This window comes from Paenibacillus sp. RC21 (assembly GCF_044907935.1).
In the GTDB taxonomy this organism is placed as follows: Bacteria; Bacillota; Bacilli; order Paenibacillales; family Paenibacillaceae; genus Paenibacillus; species Paenibacillus terrae_A.
Genome location: NZ_JBIYCS010000009.1, coordinates 74,663 through 97,505 on the forward strand (window position 1 = coordinate 74,663; position 22,843 = coordinate 97,505).

At 48.6% G+C, this 22,843-nt stretch carries 17 protein-coding genes; 7 read left to right on the forward strand and 10 right to left on the reverse strand.

What is annotated here, in order from left to right:
- Positions 1 to 88: 88 nt before the first annotated feature.
- Entirely contained in the window at positions 89 to 676 is a 588-nt protein-coding gene (locus tag ABIA61_RS22660) for a hypothetical protein (protein WP_283652887.1), read from the forward strand.
- Between the two features lie 17 nt (positions 677 to 693).
- On the opposite strand, the gene lpdD is transcribed toward ABIA61_RS22660, so the two are convergent.
- The 5 genes from lpdD to ABIA61_RS22685 form a co-directional block, all read right to left on the reverse strand.
- A complete protein-coding gene (gene lpdD, locus ABIA61_RS22665) occupies positions 694 to 1,044 on the reverse strand; it encodes a prenylated flavin chaperone LpdD (protein ID WP_283652888.1) in 351 nt (116 codons plus the stop codon).
- A 179-nt stretch (positions 1,045 to 1,223) separates the two neighbouring features.
- Positions 1,224 to 6,728, reverse strand: a complete 5,505-nt coding sequence (locus ABIA61_RS22670) for a S8 family serine peptidase (RefSeq protein WP_404581296.1) — start codon at positions 6,726 to 6,728, stop codon at positions 1,224 to 1,226.
- Positions 6,729 to 7,371: 643 nt separating this feature from the next.
- Positions 7,372 to 8,982, reverse strand: coding sequence for a S8 family serine peptidase (locus ABIA61_RS22675; protein ID WP_404520976.1), 1,611 nt, complete (start codon positions 8,980 to 8,982; stop codon positions 7,372 to 7,374).
- A 593-nt stretch (positions 8,983 to 9,575) separates the two neighbouring features.
- A complete protein-coding gene (locus ABIA61_RS22680) occupies positions 9,576 to 11,360 on the reverse strand; it encodes a SulP family inorganic anion transporter (protein WP_404520977.1) in 1,785 nt (594 codons plus the stop codon).
- Between the two features lie 30 nt (positions 11,361 to 11,390).
- Positions 11,391 to 11,720 carry an ArsR/SmtB family transcription factor gene (locus ABIA61_RS22685; protein WP_014282840.1) on the reverse strand — a complete coding sequence of 110 codons (330 nt, stop codon included), beginning with the start codon at positions 11,718 to 11,720 and terminating at the stop codon, positions 11,391 to 11,393.
- Between the two features lie 576 nt (positions 11,721 to 12,296).
- On the opposite strand from ABIA61_RS22685, the gene ABIA61_RS22690 reads away from it, so the two are divergent.
- Positions 12,297 to 13,754 (forward strand): RtcB family protein, encoded by a 1,458-nt coding sequence (locus tag ABIA61_RS22690; protein ID WP_283657249.1) that lies wholly within the window; start codon positions 12,297 to 12,299, stop codon positions 13,752 to 13,754.
- Positions 13,755 to 15,035: an AAA family ATPase gene (locus ABIA61_RS22695; RefSeq protein WP_283652892.1), complete on the forward strand. Its 1,281-nt coding sequence runs from the start codon at positions 13,755 to 13,757 to the stop codon at positions 15,033 to 15,035. It begins immediately after the preceding gene.
- Between the two features lie 75 nt (positions 15,036 to 15,110).
- On the opposite strand, the gene ABIA61_RS22700 is transcribed toward ABIA61_RS22695, so the two are convergent.
- The 3 genes from ABIA61_RS22700 to ABIA61_RS22710 all read right to left on the reverse strand — a co-directional run bounded on the left by ABIA61_RS22700 (position 15,111) and on the right by ABIA61_RS22710 (position 17,471).
- Positions 15,111 to 15,863, reverse strand: coding sequence for an amino acid ABC transporter ATP-binding protein (locus tag ABIA61_RS22700; RefSeq protein WP_404520978.1), 753 nt, complete (start codon positions 15,861 to 15,863; stop codon positions 15,111 to 15,113).
- 13 nt (positions 15,864 to 15,876) lie between these two features.
- Positions 15,877 to 16,545, reverse strand: a complete 669-nt coding sequence (locus ABIA61_RS22705) for an amino acid ABC transporter permease (RefSeq protein ID WP_404520979.1) — start codon at positions 16,543 to 16,545, stop codon at positions 15,877 to 15,879.
- Positions 16,546 to 16,619: 74 nt separating this feature from the next.
- Positions 16,620 to 17,471, reverse strand: a complete 852-nt coding sequence (locus ABIA61_RS22710; RefSeq protein WP_404581297.1) for an amino acid ABC transporter substrate-binding protein — start codon at positions 17,469 to 17,471, stop codon at positions 16,620 to 16,622.
- Between the two features lie 297 nt (positions 17,472 to 17,768).
- On the opposite strand from ABIA61_RS22710, the gene ABIA61_RS22715 reads away from it, so the two are divergent.
- Complete coding sequence (locus ABIA61_RS22715; RefSeq protein ID WP_404581298.1) at positions 17,769 to 19,070, forward strand: MFS transporter; 1,302 nt, start codon at positions 17,769 to 17,771, stop codon at positions 19,068 to 19,070.
- A 106-nt stretch (positions 19,071 to 19,176) separates the two neighbouring features.
- Here the strand turns inward: ABIA61_RS22715 and ABIA61_RS22720 are convergent, their stop codons facing one another.
- Positions 19,177 to 19,434 carry a GlsB/YeaQ/YmgE family stress response membrane protein gene (locus ABIA61_RS22720; protein ID WP_404520982.1) on the reverse strand — a complete coding sequence of 86 codons (258 nt, stop codon included), beginning with the start codon at positions 19,432 to 19,434 and terminating at the stop codon, positions 19,177 to 19,179.
- A gap of 297 nt (positions 19,435 to 19,731) precedes the next feature.
- On the opposite strand from ABIA61_RS22720, the gene ABIA61_RS22725 reads away from it, so the two are divergent.
- Both ABIA61_RS22725 and ABIA61_RS22730 read left to right on the forward strand, forming a co-directional pair.
- Complete coding sequence (locus ABIA61_RS22725; protein WP_082067208.1) at positions 19,732 to 19,995, forward strand: YkgJ family cysteine cluster protein; 264 nt, start codon at positions 19,732 to 19,734, stop codon at positions 19,993 to 19,995.
- 40 nt (positions 19,996 to 20,035) lie between these two features.
- Positions 20,036 to 20,986 (forward strand): acetylxylan esterase, encoded by a 951-nt coding sequence (locus ABIA61_RS22730; RefSeq protein WP_404581299.1) that lies wholly within the window; start codon positions 20,036 to 20,038, stop codon positions 20,984 to 20,986.
- Positions 20,987 to 21,123: 137 nt separating this feature from the next.
- Here ABIA61_RS22730 and ABIA61_RS22735 read toward each other — a convergent pair whose 3' ends face one another.
- A complete protein-coding gene (locus tag ABIA61_RS22735; RefSeq protein WP_283652897.1) occupies positions 21,124 to 21,447 on the reverse strand; it encodes a DUF3817 domain-containing protein in 324 nt (107 codons plus the stop codon).
- A 172-nt stretch (positions 21,448 to 21,619) separates the two neighbouring features.
- Here ABIA61_RS22735 and ABIA61_RS22740 point away from each other — a divergent pair, with 172 nt between their 5' ends.
- Positions 21,620 to 22,624 (forward strand): LLM class flavin-dependent oxidoreductase, encoded by a 1,005-nt coding sequence (locus ABIA61_RS22740; protein ID WP_404520984.1) that lies wholly within the window; start codon positions 21,620 to 21,622, stop codon positions 22,622 to 22,624.
- The last annotated feature ends 219 nt before the right edge of the window (positions 22,625 to 22,843 follow it).

Genomic DNA, 22,843 nt, shown 5'->3' on the forward strand with positions numbered 1-22,843 from the left:
ACTTTTCGTAGTGATCGGGCATACAGTATTTTACCTATTACTGATAAAATGCGCTCCCTGAGAGCATCCTGCCTAGGAGGTCGGAGCTATGGTATATCGTGCAACATCCCGCAGAAGGTGTTCGCCTCACAAACGCTTAAATGCTGACATGCTCAGGAAAATATCCGCCGCCATGCTGCCATTTTACAAAGCTATTGCCACCCGTCGTTCTTTCGCCGTTCAATGGTCACGTGCTGTAGTGCATGGCAATTTGGATCGGATGAAGGCCCTTCTCTGCTCGGTAGCGCCATTTGCTGCCAAGCAAGGACTGGGCACGAATGGCATCGGCTATTTTATCTCCTTCTTGGCCCAGCCACCAATGCTGTATTATACGAACGGAACGACGATTCCACCCGGTACGGTGCAGTTTACATTTGAGCCGAGGGTTCACCGCGCCATCGCCAGAGCCGTTTTTCCGCTGTATCTCGAATTGGCACGCAATCGATGCTTTGCTTCTGCTTTAGCCAAAGCCATCAACCAGAAAGACCAGCGTGCGGTTACTCTGATGATCCGCAGCTTGATTCCATCCACTGCACTGAAATCCGTACAAATCGAGGATCATGGCTTTGCTTTGCTTTTTAAGTATCCTTACAGTAAATATCCATACCGAAATCTGCTCATTCAGGAGTTTTCTTAAAAAGGTCGCTACAGTCGTTACAGACGTTTTTGCTTGAGTTGATCGATCAGCTCTTTACCCAATTGTATAGCCATTTCCGTCAACATTCGGATTTCGTCCTTCGTTACATGGTCCATATGCGCCCCGCAGCAAATTGCAAAGTTACCCGCAAACTCTTTTCGCAAACGAACGGCAATTTCTTCGGTAATATAAAATTCCTTGTGGGCTTGCAATTGAACGGTTTGGATCGGCTCCAGTCTGGCGCCTGCTGTAATCGTTCCCAGATGCGGCTGATCGCCGCCGGAAATAAGTACGACCATGTCCTCTCCCATAAAATAGGCATCCAGCACAAGGCGGATACGCCCGCTTTCTTTTTGCAAATGAATCATATGATTCTCTCCTGTCTAAAAAATAGTATTGTGAATAGATTCACTTTATATGTTTCTATTCATTCTATCGCTTCCAGACCTGTTCCACAATTCAAAAAGACCCACAGCAGACCTCCGAAAATGGTGGCTTGCTGTGGGTCTTCTGTTGTTATTTTAAAAGAAACATTCCGTGTACCTTATTAACGGATCGTGATGGTATGCGCAGCTTTTCCGCTTGCACCATTATTATCTGTCACCGTCAGCTCCACGGTATACGTTCCGGCTGTGGTAAATTTATGCTTTACCTTGGAGCCGGACGCTGTATCGCCATCGCCGAAGTTCCAGCTATAGCTGACGATTTCACCGTCTACATCACGTGAGGCTTTTCCGTTAAACTGAACGTTCTTGTTCTTCTTGGCTGAATCATTCGCCTGAATGATTGCAACTGGTTTCTCGTTAGAGGTCGGTGGATTCGGATCAGGGTCCTGCCCTCCACCCTTCGTTACATACAATCTTCCGGGTGCTTCCGTCTCCACTTCATTTCCTGCTGCATCCCTTACCCGGATCACGATGACTCCGCCTTCCAGGCTCAGAGAAGAGGAAGTGAAGTAAGTTCCTTCATAATGACCTGACGAAGTTTCGTTTAATGGAATTTCGTTTCGGGCCAAGGTGGTCAGATTGAAAGGCAATTCCACACGGAAGGATGCCTCCAATCCGGACGTACTGTCGAAGGATACCTGCACCGGTTGCCCTGGAGTGATACGCACATCCTCAGCAGGACTGATATTTTCCAGCTTCGGCAAGGCTGTATCGACATACACCGAACGGGTAACCGTAGTTACGTTCTCGGCAAGATCCTTGGCCGTTACCGTAATTTGATTTTCCCCTTCATTGATGAGCAACCGCTTGTTAAAGCTGCCGTCGCTTCCAAATTCGGTTGGCTCCCCGTTAATCGTCAAGTTGGTGAGGAACTCATCATACACCGTACCTGTTACACTGACGACACCCGCATTTGTACGGGCTCCTTCATCTGGCGAAGTCAAGATCAGACCCGGTTTAGTCTGGTCAAGTATGACGACCACAGGCTCGGAACGATCTGTTGCTTTGCCGTATACCGCCGCCTGAACACTCAGTGGATTGGCACCCGGCTGAAGATCGACTGCCAGACTGAACTGGCGATCCTTCACCTTGGTTGTACCAGCCAGTTCATTACCGTTAAAAAGCTGGATATCCGCTCCGTCTGCCGGGGAAGTACCTGTAACGGTGATTGTCTCTTCCTTCGTATACGTTGCCTTGGTCGGTGTTGTAATCGTTGGCGCATTAACCGGATATCTGACGATCGCCCGGATCATGTAATTGCCCTCATCCTCCGGTGATTGGCTCCATGCGCCGCTTACACCTTGCCAGCTACGAAGCGCATTGGGTCCACTCTCGTCTGTAGCAAGACCCGGAGCTTGCGTGCCTGCGCTTGGCTGCGTATAGACGATATAGAAGTCGCCTTGAACCGTTACGGGTTCAGGGAATTGTACGGTCGTCCACTGTGTTTCATCCCGAACGGCTGTGCCATCAAATGGACCAGCCAGCAGACGTCCCGGTGCGCCTGCCGCACCAGATGCATCATATACGGAGTATTTGAACGCCGTTCCTCCCGGATTCGGGAAGGTTGAATTCCAGAACAGAAGCGACGCTCCTGTCACTTGAGCCACCTCTGATTCAGGTGTCATTCTGACTGCCCAGGAGTTGCCTGCCGCGTTAAAGGCTCTGGCATTTTCTCCGGTACCGTCATCGTAAGCGATGCCCCCCTGGAAGCCGATAAATGGCTTCAATGCGACATTCGCTTCCACACTGCCGTTCGGAGGTGCTGTGACCGTGACACTGTCGCTGTAATAATTTTCTGCTGCAATGGATAATGTATATGTCCCTTCCAGCACATCCAGCGTAAATTCTCCAGCCTCATTGGTTTCTACCGGAGCAATGCGTGCATCCTCCAGCACAAGCACTTTCGCTTTTCGGATCGGTTCACCGGATTGCTTATCGGTAATGACTCCGTGAATCGTACCATGAGGTACCGCTTGGAGACTAAAGTTCGCTCTGATTACTTTATTATTCTCAATCGTGACCTGCTTCGTTTGAGGCTCATAGCCATAGGCTTCAGCCTTCAGCGTATAATCGCCTGCTACGTGAATGAAGCTGTATTTACCTGTGGTCGGATCGGTTTTCACCGAACGTCCGGTTTCCAGTACGGTAACTGTGGCGCTGGCAGGAAGACTTTCGAGACCGACACGTCCACTGTCCACCGTTGTTTCCGTCGGCTTCACTTTTTCCTGGAATTCACTCTTTTCGGTGCTTGTAATTTTGTACAGTGGGAATTGTTCTTCCGCTTTTTCCAGTTTGATATTCGACTCAGGTACTACATCCTTGGTCACTGTCGAAGCTGGAATGCCCAGTACACGGAAATCGTCAATGTACCAACCGTTTTTGTTCACACTGTTATCCGATTTCAAGCGGAAGCGAATTTGAATCTCATTGCCGGTATAGCTATCCAGATTGTAGTAAACTGGAGTCCATTTTTTCCCATTAGTGTTATGAGAGAATTTGCCCAGCTCGGTCCAGGTGTCGCCACTATTTTTGGACACTTCTACATAACCGAAGTCATAGCCGGACTCAATTTCAAACCAGTGGTTGAAGGTAAGTGTTGCGTTCCGCACACCATTCAAATTAATTTTTGGAGAAACCAGCGAAAAGTCAGCTCCGCTCTCATAGTTACTATCGAGATCGGTTGCCCATACGTTTGGTCTGGATACTGCACTTTCTGGTCCCACTTCTGTGGGGATGCCACGTTCCCATTCATCCTTGGTACCAGAATGAGTCCAGCCGTTATCCGAGTTGCCATCAAACGAATCGCTATACAGCGTATCCGGCACTTCTACTCTCAGTGAAGCCTCATTCGACTTGGCTCCCTCGTTACCACTGTAATCCTCGGCCGCCACTGCATAATGATAGGTCGAGCCGCTGACCGTGATTGTATCGGTGAAGGTCAGTCCAGAGGTTGTACCCAACGAAGTATAATTTTTGCCCGATTGGGTGGAGCGATACACCTTATACTGCTTCACGTCTTCATCGGATGAAGCATTCCAAGCCAGCGAGACGTTGCCGACTGTATCCGCTTCGGCAGTCAGATTACTTGGCGCGGCAGGTGCAACGGTATCCGGCTCCTGAATCGACAGATCGTCGATATACCAGCCATCTTTTACAACCGTATTATCACTTGTAAAGTTGAACAGAAGGTATACCTTCTGACCTGCAAATGCTCGCAGATCGAGATATTGTGTTTTCCAGCCGTTGCTGGTGCCTGTAAATGATAATACCTGCTCAAATGCATTCTGATTGTTGGCGGTGGCTATATACACCTTGCCCAAATCAGAATTGTTTTCAATATCGTACCAATGCTTGAAGCTGAGCAACGCCCCTTTGGGACTATTGGTCAGATCAATCGGAGGAGCGAGGAAATAGCTGTTAGAGTTGGACGCATATTTGCCTTCGAGATTGGTCGCAAGGACCTTCGTTCCCGAATGTGCGCTTCCGGGGCCACTTACCGGGGTTCCCCATTTCCAGACACTACCCTGTCCACCGACATTGATACCAGCAATATCCTTTTCAAAATCCTGTGTATAGCCAGGTTTGACGCCTTTGGAGACATTAACCTTGTACACTTCGGTTTCAAAACCGTTATTGCCGTAATCATTCACGCGAATATAGTATTCCAGACCGGCGCTATCCACCAAGAAAGTCGGGATGGACGCTTGATATGTACCGTCTTTGCTGTCGCCGGAGGTCCGTTCCAACGGAATATATACATAGTTTGACGTACCCGCTGTTTTGGCAAAGGCCTCAACTGCTGTCACCCCGACATTATCCGTTACATGAGCAGTCAGAGGTATGTCAATGCCCTCGAATGCCGCAGCAGACGGTGTATGCTCCAGAACAGGCGCTTCCAGATCATCTCCACCTGTTACAACTTTACCGGATACGGAGCCCAAGCCCTGAACGACAGAGCCGACTGCATCCAATGCATTAATGACACCATGTCCGTAGCCATTGTTCGGAGAGGTCGGATATGTGCTATCCGTGCGTGGTGTAGCTGTATTTTCCAGAATTTCTTCCAGTTGATCCACGGTAAGCGAATGATTCGCTTGCAGCAACAGAGCCGCAAGTCCCGCTACATGAGGGCCCGCCATGGAAGTTCCGTTATATCCGCCTTTATAAGCACCGCCAGCAACGGATGATCGAATATTTACACCCGGTGCAGAAACTTCGGGCTTCACTTCGCCATATGGCGACGGTCCCAGCAGTGAGAAGCTAGCCAGCTTGTCATTAAGATCGGTTGCTCCAGTAGCAAAGGATTCCGGATAGTTAGCCGGATTCGCTACCGATCCAGGACCGCCCGGATTGGAAAGGGAAGTATTACCTGCGGAGAATTCAGGGAATATCTGTGCATCCCGCCATGCTTGAACCACAGGTCGGAACCATTCATCGAGGCCGGGTCCGCCGCCCCACGAATTGTTCACCACGTCCGGTGCAAGCTCGGGATGAAGATTGCCTTGGGCATCCCTTGGCGCAAGCAGCCATTGACCGCCGTCGAGTATAATTGCATCCGTCGTTTCCGGATTAAAAATCCGAACGGCAATCCACTTCGCGCCAGGCGCAACGCCGACCCGGTTCGTTCCATTTTCCTCGGAGCCGACCATCGTTCCCATCGTATGCGTACCGTGGGAATCCGCTTCCTGATCGACCGGCAACGTCGCATGACTATGCGGATCGTACCAGCTCAGCTCGGGATTCACGACATTGCCTGCCGCGTCCAGACCGCGCCATTTGCGATGCAGGGCCGGATGAGTATAGTCTACGCCTGTATCGAGATTGGCCACGACGATTCCGGTTCCGTCGATTCCTTGTTCCCATACTTGCGGTGCATTAATATGTGATATATTCCATTCCACGGTAGACGGGTCTACAGCGTTCTTACCTGCATTGTCTGGCTTCGCCGATGTTTTACTATCGTCCTTTTCCAGCTCTACTGCTTTCTCTGCCGTTGCAGATTTTGCAGTGTCTGCTGTCGCTGTTTCAGCAGTTTTGGCTGCTGTTCCCTCTGCCTGCTTGTCAACTGTCACCTTTTGCAGATAACGTGTTTCATTCGGCAAAATTTTGTCTACCTCAGGCAGCTGCGAAATATGGTCCAGCACCTCCTTGGTGCTTGTGACCGCCAGGGCATTGACAATAAAGTAGCTTTTATATTCCTTCACTCCGCCGCTCTCTGATTGTTTATCCAAATAATTTTCAAGCCCGTATTGGGTTCTTGAAGCGGTTTCACGCAGAGAGCTGATCACATTGCTGCGAACAGCCATTTTGGCGGCAGAGGGTGTTATTTTCTCAAGCGAGGCCTTTTGGAGAGCATTTTTGGAAACCTTGTTCGTGTCTACCTGTTCTTTTAATTTGACCAGATAGGTTACATAGTTGTTCTCCTCAAACTGTTTGGTCAGTTTAGGGGATACCTTCGCAGTCGTTACTTTGTGCGCAGCTGATTTCAACTCCAGCTTGGAGCCATCCGGTGTGTTATTCGCCAAAGCGGGTTGAACAAAAGAAAAGGCCATAAGCAAAGATAGTCCGATAGATAGTGGTTTCTTAAATCGTTTAGGTTTAATCAATTACTTCTCCACTCCTTTTACTAGGTTTAATATTTCTGGTATAACCTGTACGAGAGTAAGACCTCATGCCTTCTTGCCTTCACATCAAATCTACGGGCTGTACAACATGATATGGTTGGCAACCACCTCCTTCATAGAATATAGAGGTCAGCATTTTGCATCATTCGATCCCCAACGCTCGAAAGTACAATTTGAAATCGCTCTTGGGATTGTTGCAAAATGCTCAGGTATAAAACGATTTGGATTTTCTTAGGTGAGTTTATTTCATAGGTGAATGTATTTCATAGATGAGTTTGTGAATCAAAGATAACATGCGATGAAATTCAGCAGATACCAAGGAGAACAAGCAGGAGAATGTCGAAGAGAGAACATGCTATAACACGACATGTTATATCGTTACATTTTATATTAAAAATTGATATAAAAACATATATTATGGATAGTATAAAGTTATCAAAACAGATATACAAGTGATTTTTTTGCAATTTCCTTGAAATTTATAATTTTTGTATTTTCTATGTACGAAAACCCCTTTGTAGCGGCTGCGTTAATGTTACATTACACGGTTAGCAGGTGTATGCAATCTCTGGACGAGCCGCTCCAAGGGATTTCCGAAATCTTTCTAAAGAACGATCAGATCATTCTAGTTAAGTACCGAATTGACCGCAGCCAACGCGTCGATCAGGCCATATCCATAGCCGTTATTCGGTGAAGTTTTATATTGGCTGTCTGTCAGCGGCGTCGCTGTTTTCGAAATAACATCCTCCAGTTGGTCCACTGTCAAGGATGGCTTGGCCTGAAGCAGCAATGCCGCTAATCCGGCCGTATGCGGGCCTGCCATGGAAGTACCGTTCCAGCCCCCCTCATATACTCCGCCAGGAACAGAGGAACGGATGTTTACCCCAGGAGCCGATATTTCAGGCTTCACTTCGCCATATGGAGAAGGACCGCGCAACGAGAAGCTGGCCAGCTTGTTGTTGACATCAGTCGCTCCAGTGGCATAAGCTTCCGGCAGATTCGCCGGATTGGCTACAGACCCAGGACCGCCCGGATTTGACAGAGTCGTGTTACCTGCAGAGAACTCAGGGAAAATCTGTGCCGCTCTCCACGCTTTGGTGACAGGACGATACCATTCATCCAGCCCAGGTCCGCCACCCCATGAGTTATTCACCACATCCGGTGCAAGCTCAGGATGCTTCTTGCCATTTTTGTCTACTGGAGCCAGCAACCATTGACCTCCGTCCAGCAGAATGGAATCTGTCGTGCTCGGGTTGAACACTCGAACAGCAATCCATTTGGCACCGGGAGCAACCCCGATTTCATTCGTACCGTTACTATCCGAGCCAACGCTCGTACCAATCGTATGTGTACCGTGTCCATTTGAATCTGTTGGCAGTGATGCTCCGTTAACCGCATCATACCAGCTCAGCTCTGGATTCACGACTTGACCGGAAGCATTCAAGCCGCGCCATTTTCTTTTCAGCGCCGGGTGAGTGTACTCTACGCCTGTATCGAGATTGGCAACGACAACCCCTTTGCCGTCAATGCCTTTAGCCCAAACCTGTGGTGCTTTAATTTTGGAAATATTCCATTCGGCTCGGCTCGGCGTTACAGCATCCTTATATACGGATTCCTCCACGGATTTTTGTGCATTCTCTTCCGTTACAGCCGTGTCTACAACAGCTTGTTCGGCTGTCGCTTCCTCGACTGCTGGCTGGGCATCCTTATCTATTTCAACCTTTTGCAGCTCCCGCGTTTCATCCGGTAAAATTTTGTCTACCTCAGGAAGTGTGGCGAGATTATCCAATACCTCCTTGGTACTCGTTACCGCAAGCGCGTTCACGATAAAGTAGCTCTTGTACTTTTTGACGCCTCCGTTATTGACTTCCTTCTTTAAGTATTCTTCCACAGGCTGTTGAGATTTTTCAGCAGTATCAATGAGAGAGTTCACAACCGTTGTACGTACAGAAAGCTTAGCGGCAGCCGGAGAAATCTGGTCTGCGGAAGCCTTTTGGAAAGCATGCTTGGCAACCGACTCTGTATCTACCTGATCTTTTAATTTGACCAGATAGGTGACGTACTCGCTGTCACTGAATTGCTGGTTCAGCTTGGCTGAAACCTTGGCGGAAATGGTCGAAGCTCCTGCCGCGGTGGTTGTGCTTGCATCTCCGTACACCGGAGAAATCAGAGAAAAAGCAAGAATAGCAGTAAAACTAGCCGATAACGTCTTTTTGATATTTTTCGACTTAATCAATACTTTCCATCTCCCTTTACTTGGTTTTATGGTTCTCAAGAATAACCTGCCGACAGCCACGTGAAAAGCTCACAAAATAGCCTTTGGCCCTCACCTCCTTCAAAAAATATAGATTCTAGCATGGAATCCATAGGTCATGATTCTGTGGTGAACAACCAAGAGGGCAGGACCGAAAGAAACAGTAATCCTTCGGGCAAAGGTGACCGCTGATGCTCGTACAGCACCATTCTGCCTACCTCGTTCCCATGTAAATTTTTAAAATTCAGCTTATATCGCTTTGGAAAAAGTAAGAGAAAAACGTGAAGAAAAAGTAGGGTATGAAGCTAGAAGTTATCGAGGGGTTTAATATCTGTGCATTAAAAACCAAATTAAAACAAAAGAATGATACAATTGGTATCTTTTGAATCTAGTATAATGTCATAAAAACAGATATACAAGCATTTTTTTGAATTTTTTCCCTTTTTCTTCGAAAACAAAAAACCTCTTCCGTTTTTACGAGCAGGTGCTAATCTTGAGGGCGCACTGCTAATCGTAAAAATAAAAGAGATTTTTCAGCATTCGTTCTGCACTCCAATAGAAGAGTTCAGAGAGGGCTATCTGCCGCTGTTTACAGGTATGGGAACCGGAACAGCTCCATCCGAAATGGATGGTTTTGATAGTGCTTGCGATCTACCGCATAGAGCAGCACATTCCCGAAAAGCCATTTGGCTGCACCCGCGACATGCATCCCGATCCACCAGTGCTATGGCTGCCGTGAGGGCTTCTCCTGTATGCTCGAAAAAATGCTCATGTCCGATCATGTCGTAGCATCCGGTTTTGTGAAGTAATGCCAGAGGCTGTGGCTGAAGGCCGGAAACAAGCACCGTTCCACCGGATTTCCGATATTTCTGAATCAATGTGGTAAAGTTAGATTCTCCTGTCATATCCATAAAGGGAACCTTACCCATACGCAGCAGCAAAATCCCTTGCTGGCGGTTAGCCTGACCTCCCATCCCCGAATTTTCCAATGCCGAAGCGGCACCAAAAAATAGAGGGCCTTCCACACTATAAATCGCCACCTGTGGGCAATCATGCTGCTCTGTTACCATATGCGCGCCGACTTTTTCATGCTTGACAGAAGGATCGGGTAGTACCTTATCCACTGAAAGTGTACTGCTCATACGCTTGACGAACAGCACAACGGCCAGAATCAGACCTACTTCAACAGCCGTAGTCAGCGTCGTAAATACCGTCAGTAAAAAGGTGACAACCAGTACAATAGAGTCAGCTGTCCGCGTCTTGAGGATGTGTGCAAAATGTTTGCGCTCGCTCATATTCCAGGCGACCACCATCAACACCGGGGCCATGCTCGCCAGCGGAATATTGGATGCATACGGAGCAAAAACCACCAGAATAAGCAGCACAACCAAGCCGTGTACAATACCCGACATGGGAGACACGGCACCACTGCGGATATTTGTGGCTGTACGCGCAATCGCCCCCGTCGCAGGAATGCCGCCAAATAGCGGTGTGAGCAAGTTGGCAACACCCTGTCCAACCAGCTCACGATTGCTGTTATGCCGGTCTCCTGTCATGCCGTCAGCAACCACTGCCGAAAGCAGGGATTCGATAGCTCCCAGCATTGCGATGACAAGTGCGGGCGGCAGCAGCTTCACAATCAGGTCCCAGGTCACGCCTGGAACATGCAGCTCAGGCAGAGATGCCGGAATTGCGCCGTATGCGGAGCCGATCGTTGCCACCTGACCCGGAAAAAGCCAGACTGCCACCAGCGTGGATAAGAGCAGGCCCACGAGTGAACCGGGTACCTTGGGCCATTTTTTAGGCACCAGAATGAGGGCGGCAAGACAGATACCCGCCGTCAGAATACTGTACACATTCAGTGAAGGCAGGCGATGGATCAGCTCTGCCATAGAAGGCAGAAACGTTTCATGCCGCTCTACTCCGCGCAAGCCGAGAAAGTTAGCAATCTGACCGCTGAAAATCGTCACGGCAATGCCCGCCGTAAAGCCAATCGTTACCGGCTTGGGGATGAACTTAATTAACGCGCCTAGCCTCAGCACGCCCATTAAGATGAGCATAATCCCCGCCATAAAACCGGCTATGAGTAAATTCTCATAACCGTACTGCATGACAATAGCCAGCAAAATCGGAATAAAAGCGCCCGTCGGTCCGCCAATCTGAAATTTGGACCCTCCCAACAGTGAAACCAAAACTCCTGCCACAATGGTCGTGTACAGCCCGTATTCCGGCTTTACTCCTGATGCAATGGCAAACGCCATACCGAGCGGAATTGCCACAATTGCCACGATACTTCCGGAAATCAGGTCCTTTCGCAAAGCTCCTGCGTTATATCCCTCGAACCTTCCCATCCACTTCATCCTCTGTAACCCTTCTTTTCTGTAGTAGCATTACTTCTCGTTCCGAATACCCTCCAGCAACGAGATCGCTTCGACCAGATGATTGTCAAAAATTTGCCGCGCCACCGCAAGCAGTTCCGTCAAGAGCGGGTCCCGCAACGAGTAAACGACCGTCGTGCCTTCCTTGATGCTGCTCACCAAATTTTTGGCGCGCAACACGGCCAACTGCTGCGATACGGCAGAGCCTTCGGAACCGAGCGCAGTCTGTAGCTCATTTACGTTCCGCTCCCCTTCACTTAACACCTCCAGAATGCGGATGCGCAGAGGGTGAGCCAATGCTTTGAAAAAGTCGGCCTTAAACTTCTGGAGATCCCCTTCCATGCTTGCTCCGTCCCCCTCACAAAAATTGTCCTGTAAACCATCAACAATCTCTGAATATTTGAATATTTAGACAATAACAGGTTTGGGTCATTTGAACTATGATCTAACTCACACTTCACTATGATTAAAGTCACATCTTTCCATTCTCCCTCTTTTCAGGGTTGACAGCTTCCACAGGTTTCCATTAACATAGCAATTAACTTTAGGAAAAGGGGGCCGACAGACATGACTGAGCTTTACATGATGGTGACAGACAGGCAGCATGACAAAACCATATATATGAATTTTCGTCTCATCGGCCCCGTTCGGGCGACATGATGGGTGACATCGCGCTGTCTGACGGCGTGATTAACCAGGCTTTTTTCTGTATTTAATGCTATTGGAAGAACAGGTTATTTTACGTATTAATGATGTATAGATCATGACGTGTAATGACACTTTCGGTGCAGGAAGCCGTAGACGACAAGTCTGCGGCTTTTTTTTATTTTCTTTTTTAAAGCTTAATTTGTAAGTAATTTTAGATTTCAGGATTTTGCAAAATCCTGATTTACATGAAGAAGGGAACTATCCAACCATATGAATATACAGCACACAACAGACTCGTTCTTAGAAAAGGGACCATACAGCCATCTTATGAAGCTTCCGGCTGGCGATTTGACCGTATATGCTTCTCAGCAGCTTTTCTCCTCGCTGGATTACAAGGTGTTCGAGATGGCTAATAACAATTTACAAATTCCCGGTATCCGCTATATGGGCTATACTCCGGATGTGCATGTAGGCGTCGGAACCTGCATCGGCACGACAGCGGTATGGGGAATGGAGGACGGCTATGTATCTCCCTCCATCGTCGGCAGCGATATCGGCTGCGGCATGCGCGTACACCTGACAAATTTGCACAAGGATGCCTTGAAGGAAACCAAGCTGCGCCGCAAGCTGGTCAAGACCATTGATAAATATTTGCCGATGGAAGCCCACCAGCGGGGACATTATTCAGATATCCGGCTGGAGCATATTGTACGCAAGGGCCTGCATGGGTTACCCAATAAATATATTCCAGACAGCTACACGCCTAAAAAATCAACCTCACTCACCCATGTAGAGCACAGTAAATTCTCATTTGATGAAGAGGTACTTAATCTCGTCGAAGATCGCACGTGGCACCGGGCTCACCGACAGCTTGGCACGCTGGGTGGAGGCAATCATTTCGTTGAAATTCAGGCGATTGAGATTGCCGAGCACAACCGTGAAATAGCCGAAGCCTGGGGAATGTTCGACGGTCAGGTTGCCGTCATGGTCCACTCCGGATCACGTGCCTGGGGTGGAGCGGTCAGCCAAACCAGCTCGTCTGCCATTGCCAAAGCAATGGGTCGCCTTGGGCTTGGTACCTCTGATCCAAGGTTGGTATTTGCCCCTCTGGAGCATCCCGAAGCTGCGCAGTACATCAATATGATGTACTCGGCGCTGAACTATGCGGTGGTGAACCGACATTTGATCGCTTTTTCCGTGCGTGAAGCCTTCCGTGATGTCTTTGGTACAAAGTGCGAGTTGCGCACCTTGTACGATCTGATGCACAATTATGGTTGGGAGGAATCCCACCCGGATCACGGTAACGTGTTTGTGCATCGTAAAGGGGCTACCCGCGCCCTTCCAGCCGGACATCCCGACAATCCAAAACCTTACCGGGAAACAGGACATCCGGCCTTGATTCCCGGCTCTATGGGGACGTCCTCCTATATTATGGTCGGTCTGCCGGGCGGGCAGGATAACTTCCACTCCATTTGCCATGGAGCGGGCCGTATCCGTTCACGCTCTGCGACCAAACGGCTCGTAAGTGTGGACGATTTTGCCGGAGCACTTGGTGTAGGGACAGACGACGAGATTGTGGTCAATCAGTCATCGCTGGAAAGCATTCTCGACGAATCTCCCCAAGCCTACAAAAATGTAGATGATATTATTGAAAGTGTCACCGGGGCAGGACTCGCAGCCGTTGTAGCTAAATGCAAGCCGCTGGCCGCCCTGAAAGGAGCCAAATAATTGAGTATAGACATCCCAGCTATTTACGAATTTGATGAACGTACAGATGGGCGTATTACCGGCTATGCCGCTTATGCCCGTCTGATCGACGGCATCAGTGAGGCCCTATATAACCGCTATGGCGTAAAATATGAGCTGTATGCCAGCGACGATCCCAATATTGAGTATTGGGACTTGCTGGAGGAGGACATTCGTTCAGGCAGCCCGGATCTGGAGCATGTGGCACGGGTCTTTGATCGCCTGGAGGAACGTACCATCCAATATGACGATGACGGGCCCACTCCAGAATACGGCGTGCACCTGTCTATGCGTAATAATGTATTCGCCTATCCCAAGTGGGGCATCGCGCTGGCGCGGGTTCCCTTTTTCCGTGAAAATGGCGTATATAATGAAGATTACGTATTTGCGACAGGCGATCAGGAACTGCAAGGCTTCCTCGCGGGGGTACGCGGGCGTGAACGCAAGCAGAACATGAAGCGGGTCACCGTCTTTACGGACACAAGCCGCGGATTATCCCGGCAGGCGGAGCCGATTACCCGTGCCATTACGCGGGATGACGTTATTTTGAAAGCGGAAATCAAGCGCGATATTTTCCGTTCACTCGATCAGTTTTTTGAAGCAGATCGTACATTCTATCAGACTTATAATATTCCATACAAACGCGGTATTCTGCTGTATGGCCATCCGGGCAACGGGAAAACGACGCTTGTTAAATCTATTGCGAGCAGCGTACCAGGTCCGGCCGCCTACTGGCAAATTACGGAGTATACAACTAGTGAATCAGTCAAAGAGGTGTTCGAGGCGGCTACCCGTCTGGCTCCGATGGTGCTGGTCATTGAGGATATTGATTCCATGCCGCAGGAGGTTCGTTCCTTTTTCCTGAATACGCTTGATGGCGCTACTTCCAAGGAGGGCATCTTCCTGATCGGAACGACCAATTATCCCGAAAAAATTGATCCGGGTCTGATGAACCGGGCGGGTCGTTTCGATCGCGCCTATGAAATCAGTCTGCCGGACGAAGCGCTGCGACTGGCGTATCTCAAGCTGCGCAACTTCCTTATTTTTGCAGGAGAGACAGGTACACAGAAGGCAGCAGCGATGACTGACGGCTTCTCCCTGGCTCAGCTCGGCGAGCTGTATGTCAGCACTGCTCTGGAATGGCATGAGAGTGGAAAAACAGATATTGAGCTGATTATTAAAGGTATGAGAGGCGAGCTTGATAAGAGCCGTAAGCAGGACTGGTTAAAAAATGTGGCCGAAGGACGCGTTGGATTCTTCTAAATCATCATAAAAAGGAAGAACCTCTGATGCCCATAATGGCGCATTTAGAGGTTCTTCTTTTTTCCAGCTTCATTTTTATTCTGTTTCCCCGCTCAACCGATTTAAAAACTGAATAGCTCGTGAACTGGTGGGCTGCTCCAGAACCTTATGTGGCGTCCCCTGTTCAACGATCACACCCTGATCCATCAAAATCACATGGTCCGCGACCTCAGCGGCAAACTTCATTTCATGGGTGACAATGACCATGGTCATGCCTTCGGCAGCCAGTTGCTTCATAACTTTAAGCACCTCACCTACCAGCTCGGGGTCAAGCGCAGAGGTCGGCTCGTCGAACAATAGCACCTCAGGTTCGACCGCCATTGCCCGGGCAATACCGACGCGTTGCTGCTGTCCGCCCGACAACTGATGGGGATAGGATTCCGCTTTGTCAGCCAGTCCCACCTTTTTAAGCAGCTCCAATGCGCGTTTGCGTGCCTCGTCCTTGTTTTTCTTTTGAACGGTGACTTGTCCCTCCATTACGTTTTGAACTGCTGTCATATGCGGAAACAGGTTGTAGGATTGAAACACCATACCCGTTCGCTTGCGCAGCGCCAAGATGCTTTCCTGCCGCAGCTTCGTTCCTTTGGCAAAATTCAGTGCAATATCCCCCACCTGAATCTCACCCTGATCGGGAACCTCCAGCAAATTCAGACAGCGCAAAAGCGTTGTTTTTCCAGAGCCGGACGGGCCGATGATTACCAGCACCTTCCCTTTATCCAACGTCACATTAACACCCTTCAGCACTTCCAGCGAGCCGAACGATTTGTGTATATTCCGAATTTGGATCACCGTACAATCTCCTTTATCTGACGGAAAAACGTCTCAGCCGCTTCTCCAGGTAATTTTGCAGCACGGTCAATACGGTGCTAAACAGCAGATAAATAACCCCCGCCTCGGTATACACCAATAACGGCTCATACGTGGTGGCTACAATCTGGTTAGCTGTTCTGAACATTTCCACATAGGTGATCGTCGCAGCTAGCGAAGTATCCTTGACCAAACTGATGAAAGAATTCGCTAACGGCGGTACGGACACACGGGCTGCTTGCGGAAGCACGATACGTCGCAGCACTTGCCAGCGCGTCATCCCCAAGGAGTAGCCAGCCTCCCATTGACCTTCCTGAATGGATATGATAGCCGCACGCATAATTTCGGAGCCATAAGCCCCCACGCTGAGCGTAAAGCCGATCACTGAAGCAATGAAAGGGTCCAGCGTAATGCCAACTGAAGGCAAGCCGTAGAAAATAATATACAATTGCACCAACAACGGTGTTCCCCGAATCACCCACACATAGAAGCCGGAAATCAGCTTAAGTACTTTCCATTTGGACAGTCGAGCCAACGCCGTAACCAGCGCCAGTATCAAGCCCAGAGCAAAAGAGATAAGTGTGAGCGGAATCGTGAAAGAAACCCCTGCTTTCAGCAGAGGCAGTAATGAATCGATAATAATTTGTATCTGGCGATCATCCATTGTGCAGACATCCTTTAAAAAGATAAGTTTGCGAAAGTCCGGTTCGACATGGCGAGACTCCGGTTATTCGTGTGTTATTTGGATACGTCGGATCCAAAATATTTCTCGGAAATTTTCAGATACGTACCGTCAGCCTTCATGTCAGCCAGCGCTTTGTTGACTTCCTTGATCAAGTCTTCACTGCCTTTATTAAAAACAGCCGCGCTGTGTGAAGCATCTGGAGATTCATCTACCTTTTTGATGGGAGCGTCAGGCTTTTGCTTCTTCAAATCAAGATAGGACAAACCATCATTGACGGTCGCATCCACTCGTTTGGATGTCAGGAGATCAATCGCCTGATTGAATCCATCCGTTGCCACAATTTCCGCGCCATTGCTCTTCGCGATTTGAGTCAGGTTACTGGTCAGGGATTGCCCGGCCTTTTTACCTTTCAGATCAGCAAACTTTTTGATGTCATTATTATCCTCGCTCACGATCAGCACTGCCTTGGAGACAATGTACGGATCGGAGAAATCGTATTTTTGCTTGCGCTCATCGGTAATGGACACTTCATTGAACACCGTGTCAAACCGTTTGGAGTTCAATCCCGCGAATATACCATCCCATTGCGTCTCGATAAACTCCGGCTGTACGCCCAGACGCTTACTTACTTCAGTTGCAATATCGATGTCGAAGCCTGTCAGCTTACCAGCAGCATCATGGTAGGTAAATGGAGCATAGGTACCTTCCGTACCGATTCGCAGCTTGCCGCTCGCTTTTACAGATTCCAAAGTAGCTATGGCGGTTGAATCTGCTTTTCCATTAGTAGACCCGGCATCCCCGGTAGAAGCATTATTTGAATTAGTACCTTTATCGTTGTTGCCGCAGGCCGAAACCAGCAAAGCCATTACGATCAGTACGACTGGTAAAAATCTAAATTTTTTCATGTTAACCACACTCTTTTCCTTTTTCTTGATAACCTAGCACTTAGCTGGCTCATTGAATAGTACATCATTCATTTTTACACGTCAATGCTTTTATCCAATAATCCCTATGCAAAAGGTGAGCTATAGCATTTCTGGGCTCAAAGTTATCCTAGGTTGACTCATTCATAGACAGACTATTCATTTTATCTATCCTCACAGTAACTTTTTTCTGTACCTTTACGTCCAAGGTTTCGTATAATTGATTTCAATATGAAGATTAGTAATATTTACCTCGTTTTCGATTGAAAGGAAGGCATTATGGAAACCCAAAATTCAACCCTATCCTCTGCTTCACCCGAAGGAAGACGTTCAGCTTGGGCCACCTTCACTTCGCCTTTAAGGCAATCCAAAGCGTTCACTCTTCTGTGGCTTGGACATTGGATCGCTATGCTGGGAACCTCAGTCACCACCGTCATTTTGCCACTGGTTATCTATTCCCTGACGGGCTCGACTACAATCATGGGCCTGGCGATGACTGTCTATATGCTGCCTAACGTGCTTATTCTGCCCTTTGCAGGGATGATTGTAGATCGGATCGACCGAATCCGTCTGCTTCTGTTCACCAACATTGCCCGCTTTGGGCTGATGTTCGCTGCGGCGGTGCTGATGTTTACCGACGGGATGAAACTGCCGTATCTGTTCGTTGGCCTTGCCTTATACGGATTGATGGACGGTATCTTTAATCCGGCTTATTCTGCCCTGCGCGCACAGGTGTTTACGCCGGACATTCGCAATGCGGCTAACGCGCTCAGTCAGATTAGTATTCAAGCCGTCCGCCTTCTCGGCCCTCCACTGGGCGGCTTCATTGTATCCTTCACCTCACCAGGGGTCGGCTTTGGTCTGGATTCTGTCGCCTATCTGATATCTTTTGCCTGCTTCTGGATGCTGAGCAGTCATTTGGCCTCGCTCATCGGTGAGCGCCAGGCAAATGCAGAACAACAGGATCAGGAAGGTCAGCATTTTCTCAAAGATTTTATTGCGGGCTTTACGATTCTTAAAAGTCATCCGTGGCTGTGGATTACGATTCTGGCTTTTTCCTTCATTAATATTTGTTACTCAGGCATTATTGCAGTACTCATTCCGTGGCTGTTCAAGGTTCATCATAGCTACAGTCCAGTCGTGTATGGCGTTGCGATGGCAAGTAGCGGCGTCGGCGCTATGCTGGGTGCCTTTGTATACGGGTCGCGCAAGCACTGGAAGCATCGCGGCCTGCTCGCTTACCTCGGGGCTTTTGTCAGCGGGCTTGCTTTATTATTGTTGTCTGTAGTCACCTGGATGCCGGGACTGATTATGAGCATGATGCTTGAAGGGTTCGGCATTATGATATTTGCGATCATATGGGAAACAAGCCTTCAGGAAATGGTTCCCGCCGAATCCTTTGGCCGTGTAGCCAGTCTGGATCTAATGTTTTCCTTTGCCTTACTGCCTGTAGGCTATCTGGCTGTGGGTGCGATGGCGGACAAGCTTGGCGGCATTTTCACTATCGGTCTGTTTTCAACCGTTGGCATGTGCATCGTGTTGGGCGTTTTATGTGTGCCTCATATCAGGCGGTTTCAATAAAAAAAGCTGCTCCTGCAGGTTCATTTGCGAACCTTGCGGGAAGCAGCTTCTTTTCATTTTGTAGCCTTATGCCCTATAAGGGCTAGTGGAATCGATGTTTTATGTGTTAGCCCCTGCTCCGTCCAATGGAACGGAAGATCAAGCTTACGATAACAACCAGCACAATCGCACCAATTAATGCAGGGACAATGTAGAACGATCCGATTTCAGGACCCCAGTCGCCCAGAATCAAGCCACCCAACCATCCACCGATAAAACCAGCGATAATGTTACCAATCACGCCACCCGGAACATCACGACCTGCGATAATTCCTGCCAACCAACCAATAATACCTCCAACAATCAATGCCCATAACCAACTCATTTTACTTCACCTCATTTAAGTTTTTATCGTTGTGTTCTATTATTAACCACTCGAACTCCTTTTGAACACGTTGAGCACAAATGGTTAATATTACCTAATGAACAGAACAATGACTTAGGAGCTTGATACCATCCTACGTGCCTAACTGCTTATTTATAACCCTTGTGTGAAAAGCGTGTATAAAATACAGTCATCCTTGTATTCCTGCTTTTTTTGTGCCATCCTCACATTATGGCTTCATTGAAGTCGCTTCATGCATACGTTGCAAAAATAACAGATGATAAGGAGTGACCCCAACTGGAGTGTCGTGTCGGATGCGCCGCGTGCTGTATTGCTATTACGATTTCATCTCCTATTCCCGGCATGCCTGATGGAAAACCGGCTGGTGTCCCTTGCCCACAGCTCACTTCGGATAACCGTTGCCGATTGTTTGGCAAGCCTGAGCGGCCAGCCGTATGCAGTGGATTTCATGCTGATGAGGATACGTGCGGAAGCACAAACGAAGAAGCATTTGAGCTGCTGAGAGAGCTGGAAGAGTCTACTCTACCGGGTAAAGCTTGAGTAGATACTCGTTCTATATATGAAGGAGGATTTTTTCACTATGAATTTCATTGAAAAAAGAATTGCCGAATTGAAGCAGTATCAACCGGATCTGACCGCCCCGAAGGACATCGAGCAGTTCTGGGACAAAACACTGGAAGATGTACAGGCTAAACCCGTGTGTGCGTTCAAAACACCAGTGGAAACGCCGTATCCTCATATTCATGCCTCACGGGTTACCTTTGAAGGTGTAGATGATACGCCGCTGCATGCATGGTATATACGCCCCCAATTTGCCGGAAATCAAAAGCTGCCGTGTATTGTCCTTTTCCATGGCTACACAGGTGGCAAGGGCTATCCTGAGGATTACTCGTCCTGGCTGATGCTTGGCTTTGCTGTATTTGCCGTAGATGTACGCGGTCAGGGTGGTGAAACAGGAGATCGTTTGGATGATCCTCATGGTACGGTTAAAGGCTGGGTAACGAAAGGAATCCTGGATAAGGATACCTGCTACTACAAAACGATAACGACAGATGCCCTCAGAGCCGTAGATTGGGTGGCAGAGCAGCCGGATGTGGATGCGAGCAAAATTGTAATCTCTGGGGCTAGCCAGGGCGGCGGACTTGCATTAATGGTAGCTGCACTCAGTGATAAAGCTGCTGTTACGGTGGCTGACATTCCTAATATGTGCCATATGGATTTTGGTATGATGAATTCTACCAGCTCGCTGACGGAAGCTGCCGAATTCGCAAACCGATTTCCAGAGCATTTGGAGCAGGTGCTACATACATTAAGTTATTTTGACGTGATGAATCTTGCTCATCGCATTCATATTCCTGTCATGGTATCGGTGGGACTCAAGGATACCGTATGTATGCCGGAAACGATTTTTGCCGCATATAATCGCATTGAATCGCCCAAAACGATTGAAATTTATCCATTTACCGGTCATTGGGTGGACGGCTTTCAAAGACGTAAAACTGCTGAGTTTTTAGTGAAGGCATTCAATTAAATTAGTTTCCGGTGCACAAAAAAAGAACACCACGCGTCAATCTGCGCAATGCTCTCTTCTCTGCTGCACCGGGGCTAGTCCCGCTTGAGGGGCTTAAGGAGCAGATCCTCGAATCTCACTCGACCTTTACTAAATTATTACGATGCGGCTCGCTGTTCTGCTGCCGAATCCCCTGTCCATTTTTTCACCCAAATCCAATCCATAATGATCAGACCAAAAGGAATGAAGGACGCAAACATAATGAATAGAGGCCGCCGTAGGGACCAATTCAGTGCTGTTTTGCCATAGATCAAAGCGACGAGGAGCAGCAAAAAGCTGATCCGGTATATGTTACCGATCACCATGACTGTCTGGGTCATGCCCGCAGCTTGCAGCGGCTGATGGGTGAATAGTATTGCCAAATACGCTATACCTTGAATCCAGAGCATGAGTCGGACACGCCCCAAAGGTGTTCTTAACACAAATTCGTTCCCCTTTCCAAAAGCAAGGATGTTCTCTCATCCTGCACTTCTTTCATTATAACGAAAAGATTCCTAAACTCCAACCGATTCAGCTTCAACTCCAAATAATCCAACTTCAAGTTTTGACCAAATGAGTTGTGTCTGATACAGTTGTGTAAGAGGTGATTGCAAAATGCTTAAACTGGGTATACTGGACCAGTCTCATATTCCTGAAGGTGGTACTGCTCAGGATGCCTTATCCCATACAACTGCGTTAGCGCGTGAAGCCGACAAGCTGGGATATAGCCGTTATTGGGTGTCTGAGCATCATGCGTCCAAAATGCTTGCACACTCCAGTCCTGAGGTGCTGATCGCACATTTGGCTGCGAATACGTCACGTATTCGTGTCGGCTCAGGCGGTATTATGCTGCCACACTACAGCGCATATAAAGTCGCTGAGAATTTCCGGCTGCTGGAGGCGCTTCATCCGGGTCGAATTGACCTGGGTCTGGGACGTGCTCCGGGCGGTTTGCCGCTGGCAACACGTGCCTTGCAGGAAGGTAAGTACCAATCCGTCGAGCAATATCCACAACAGATTCTCGATTTAATTGATTATTTCCATGATTCTGTGCCTGCCAACCATCGGTTTGCCGGACTTCATGCGGCACCGACGATTTCGACCATTCCTGAACTGTGGCTGCTCGGTTCCAGTGGAGAAAGCGCAAGATTAGCCGCGATGATGGGCGCATCCTATGCCTTTGCCCAATTTTTCGGCACACCAGGTGGGGTAGAAGCTACCGCACGTTACCACGATCAGTATCAGCCTTCCATCCTGGGCGATAAGCCCCGCTCCATGGCGGCAGTTACTGTGTCATGCGCCGAAACTACAGAAGAGGCCGAGCAGTTGGCTTCCAGCGCCAGCCTGTTTTTCCTGTTGCTTATGCAAGGCAAAGAAATGACTTCACTGCCATCAGTGAAAACAGCGCTGTCCTATCCGTACACGGAGTTTGATCGCGAGCGACTGCGTCAGTCAGCATCATGGCGCGTTGTCGGTACACCCGATCAGTGTAAGGAGCAATTACTGCGCTTGGCTGAGCAGTATCGTACCGATGAGCTGCTAGTTGTCTCATCCATTCATGACTTTGATAAGCGCGTTCAGTCCTATCGTCTGCTGGCCAAAGCTTTTAATTTAGCTTAAACACGATTGAACCTAGAAATACCTATATTTGGAAACGTAAAGAACCCCCGCCTGCCTGTAATGGCAAACACGGGGGTTCTTTGTTAAGGGACGGTCCATTAGGACCAAGCCCTCTGTGCTATGGAAGTAGTTCAAGCACCACTAAAGTCGAATATCATATGGTACTTTAGTAGTATGAACACCGGAACCAAAGTTCTTAAATCGCCCTCCTAAAGTTCC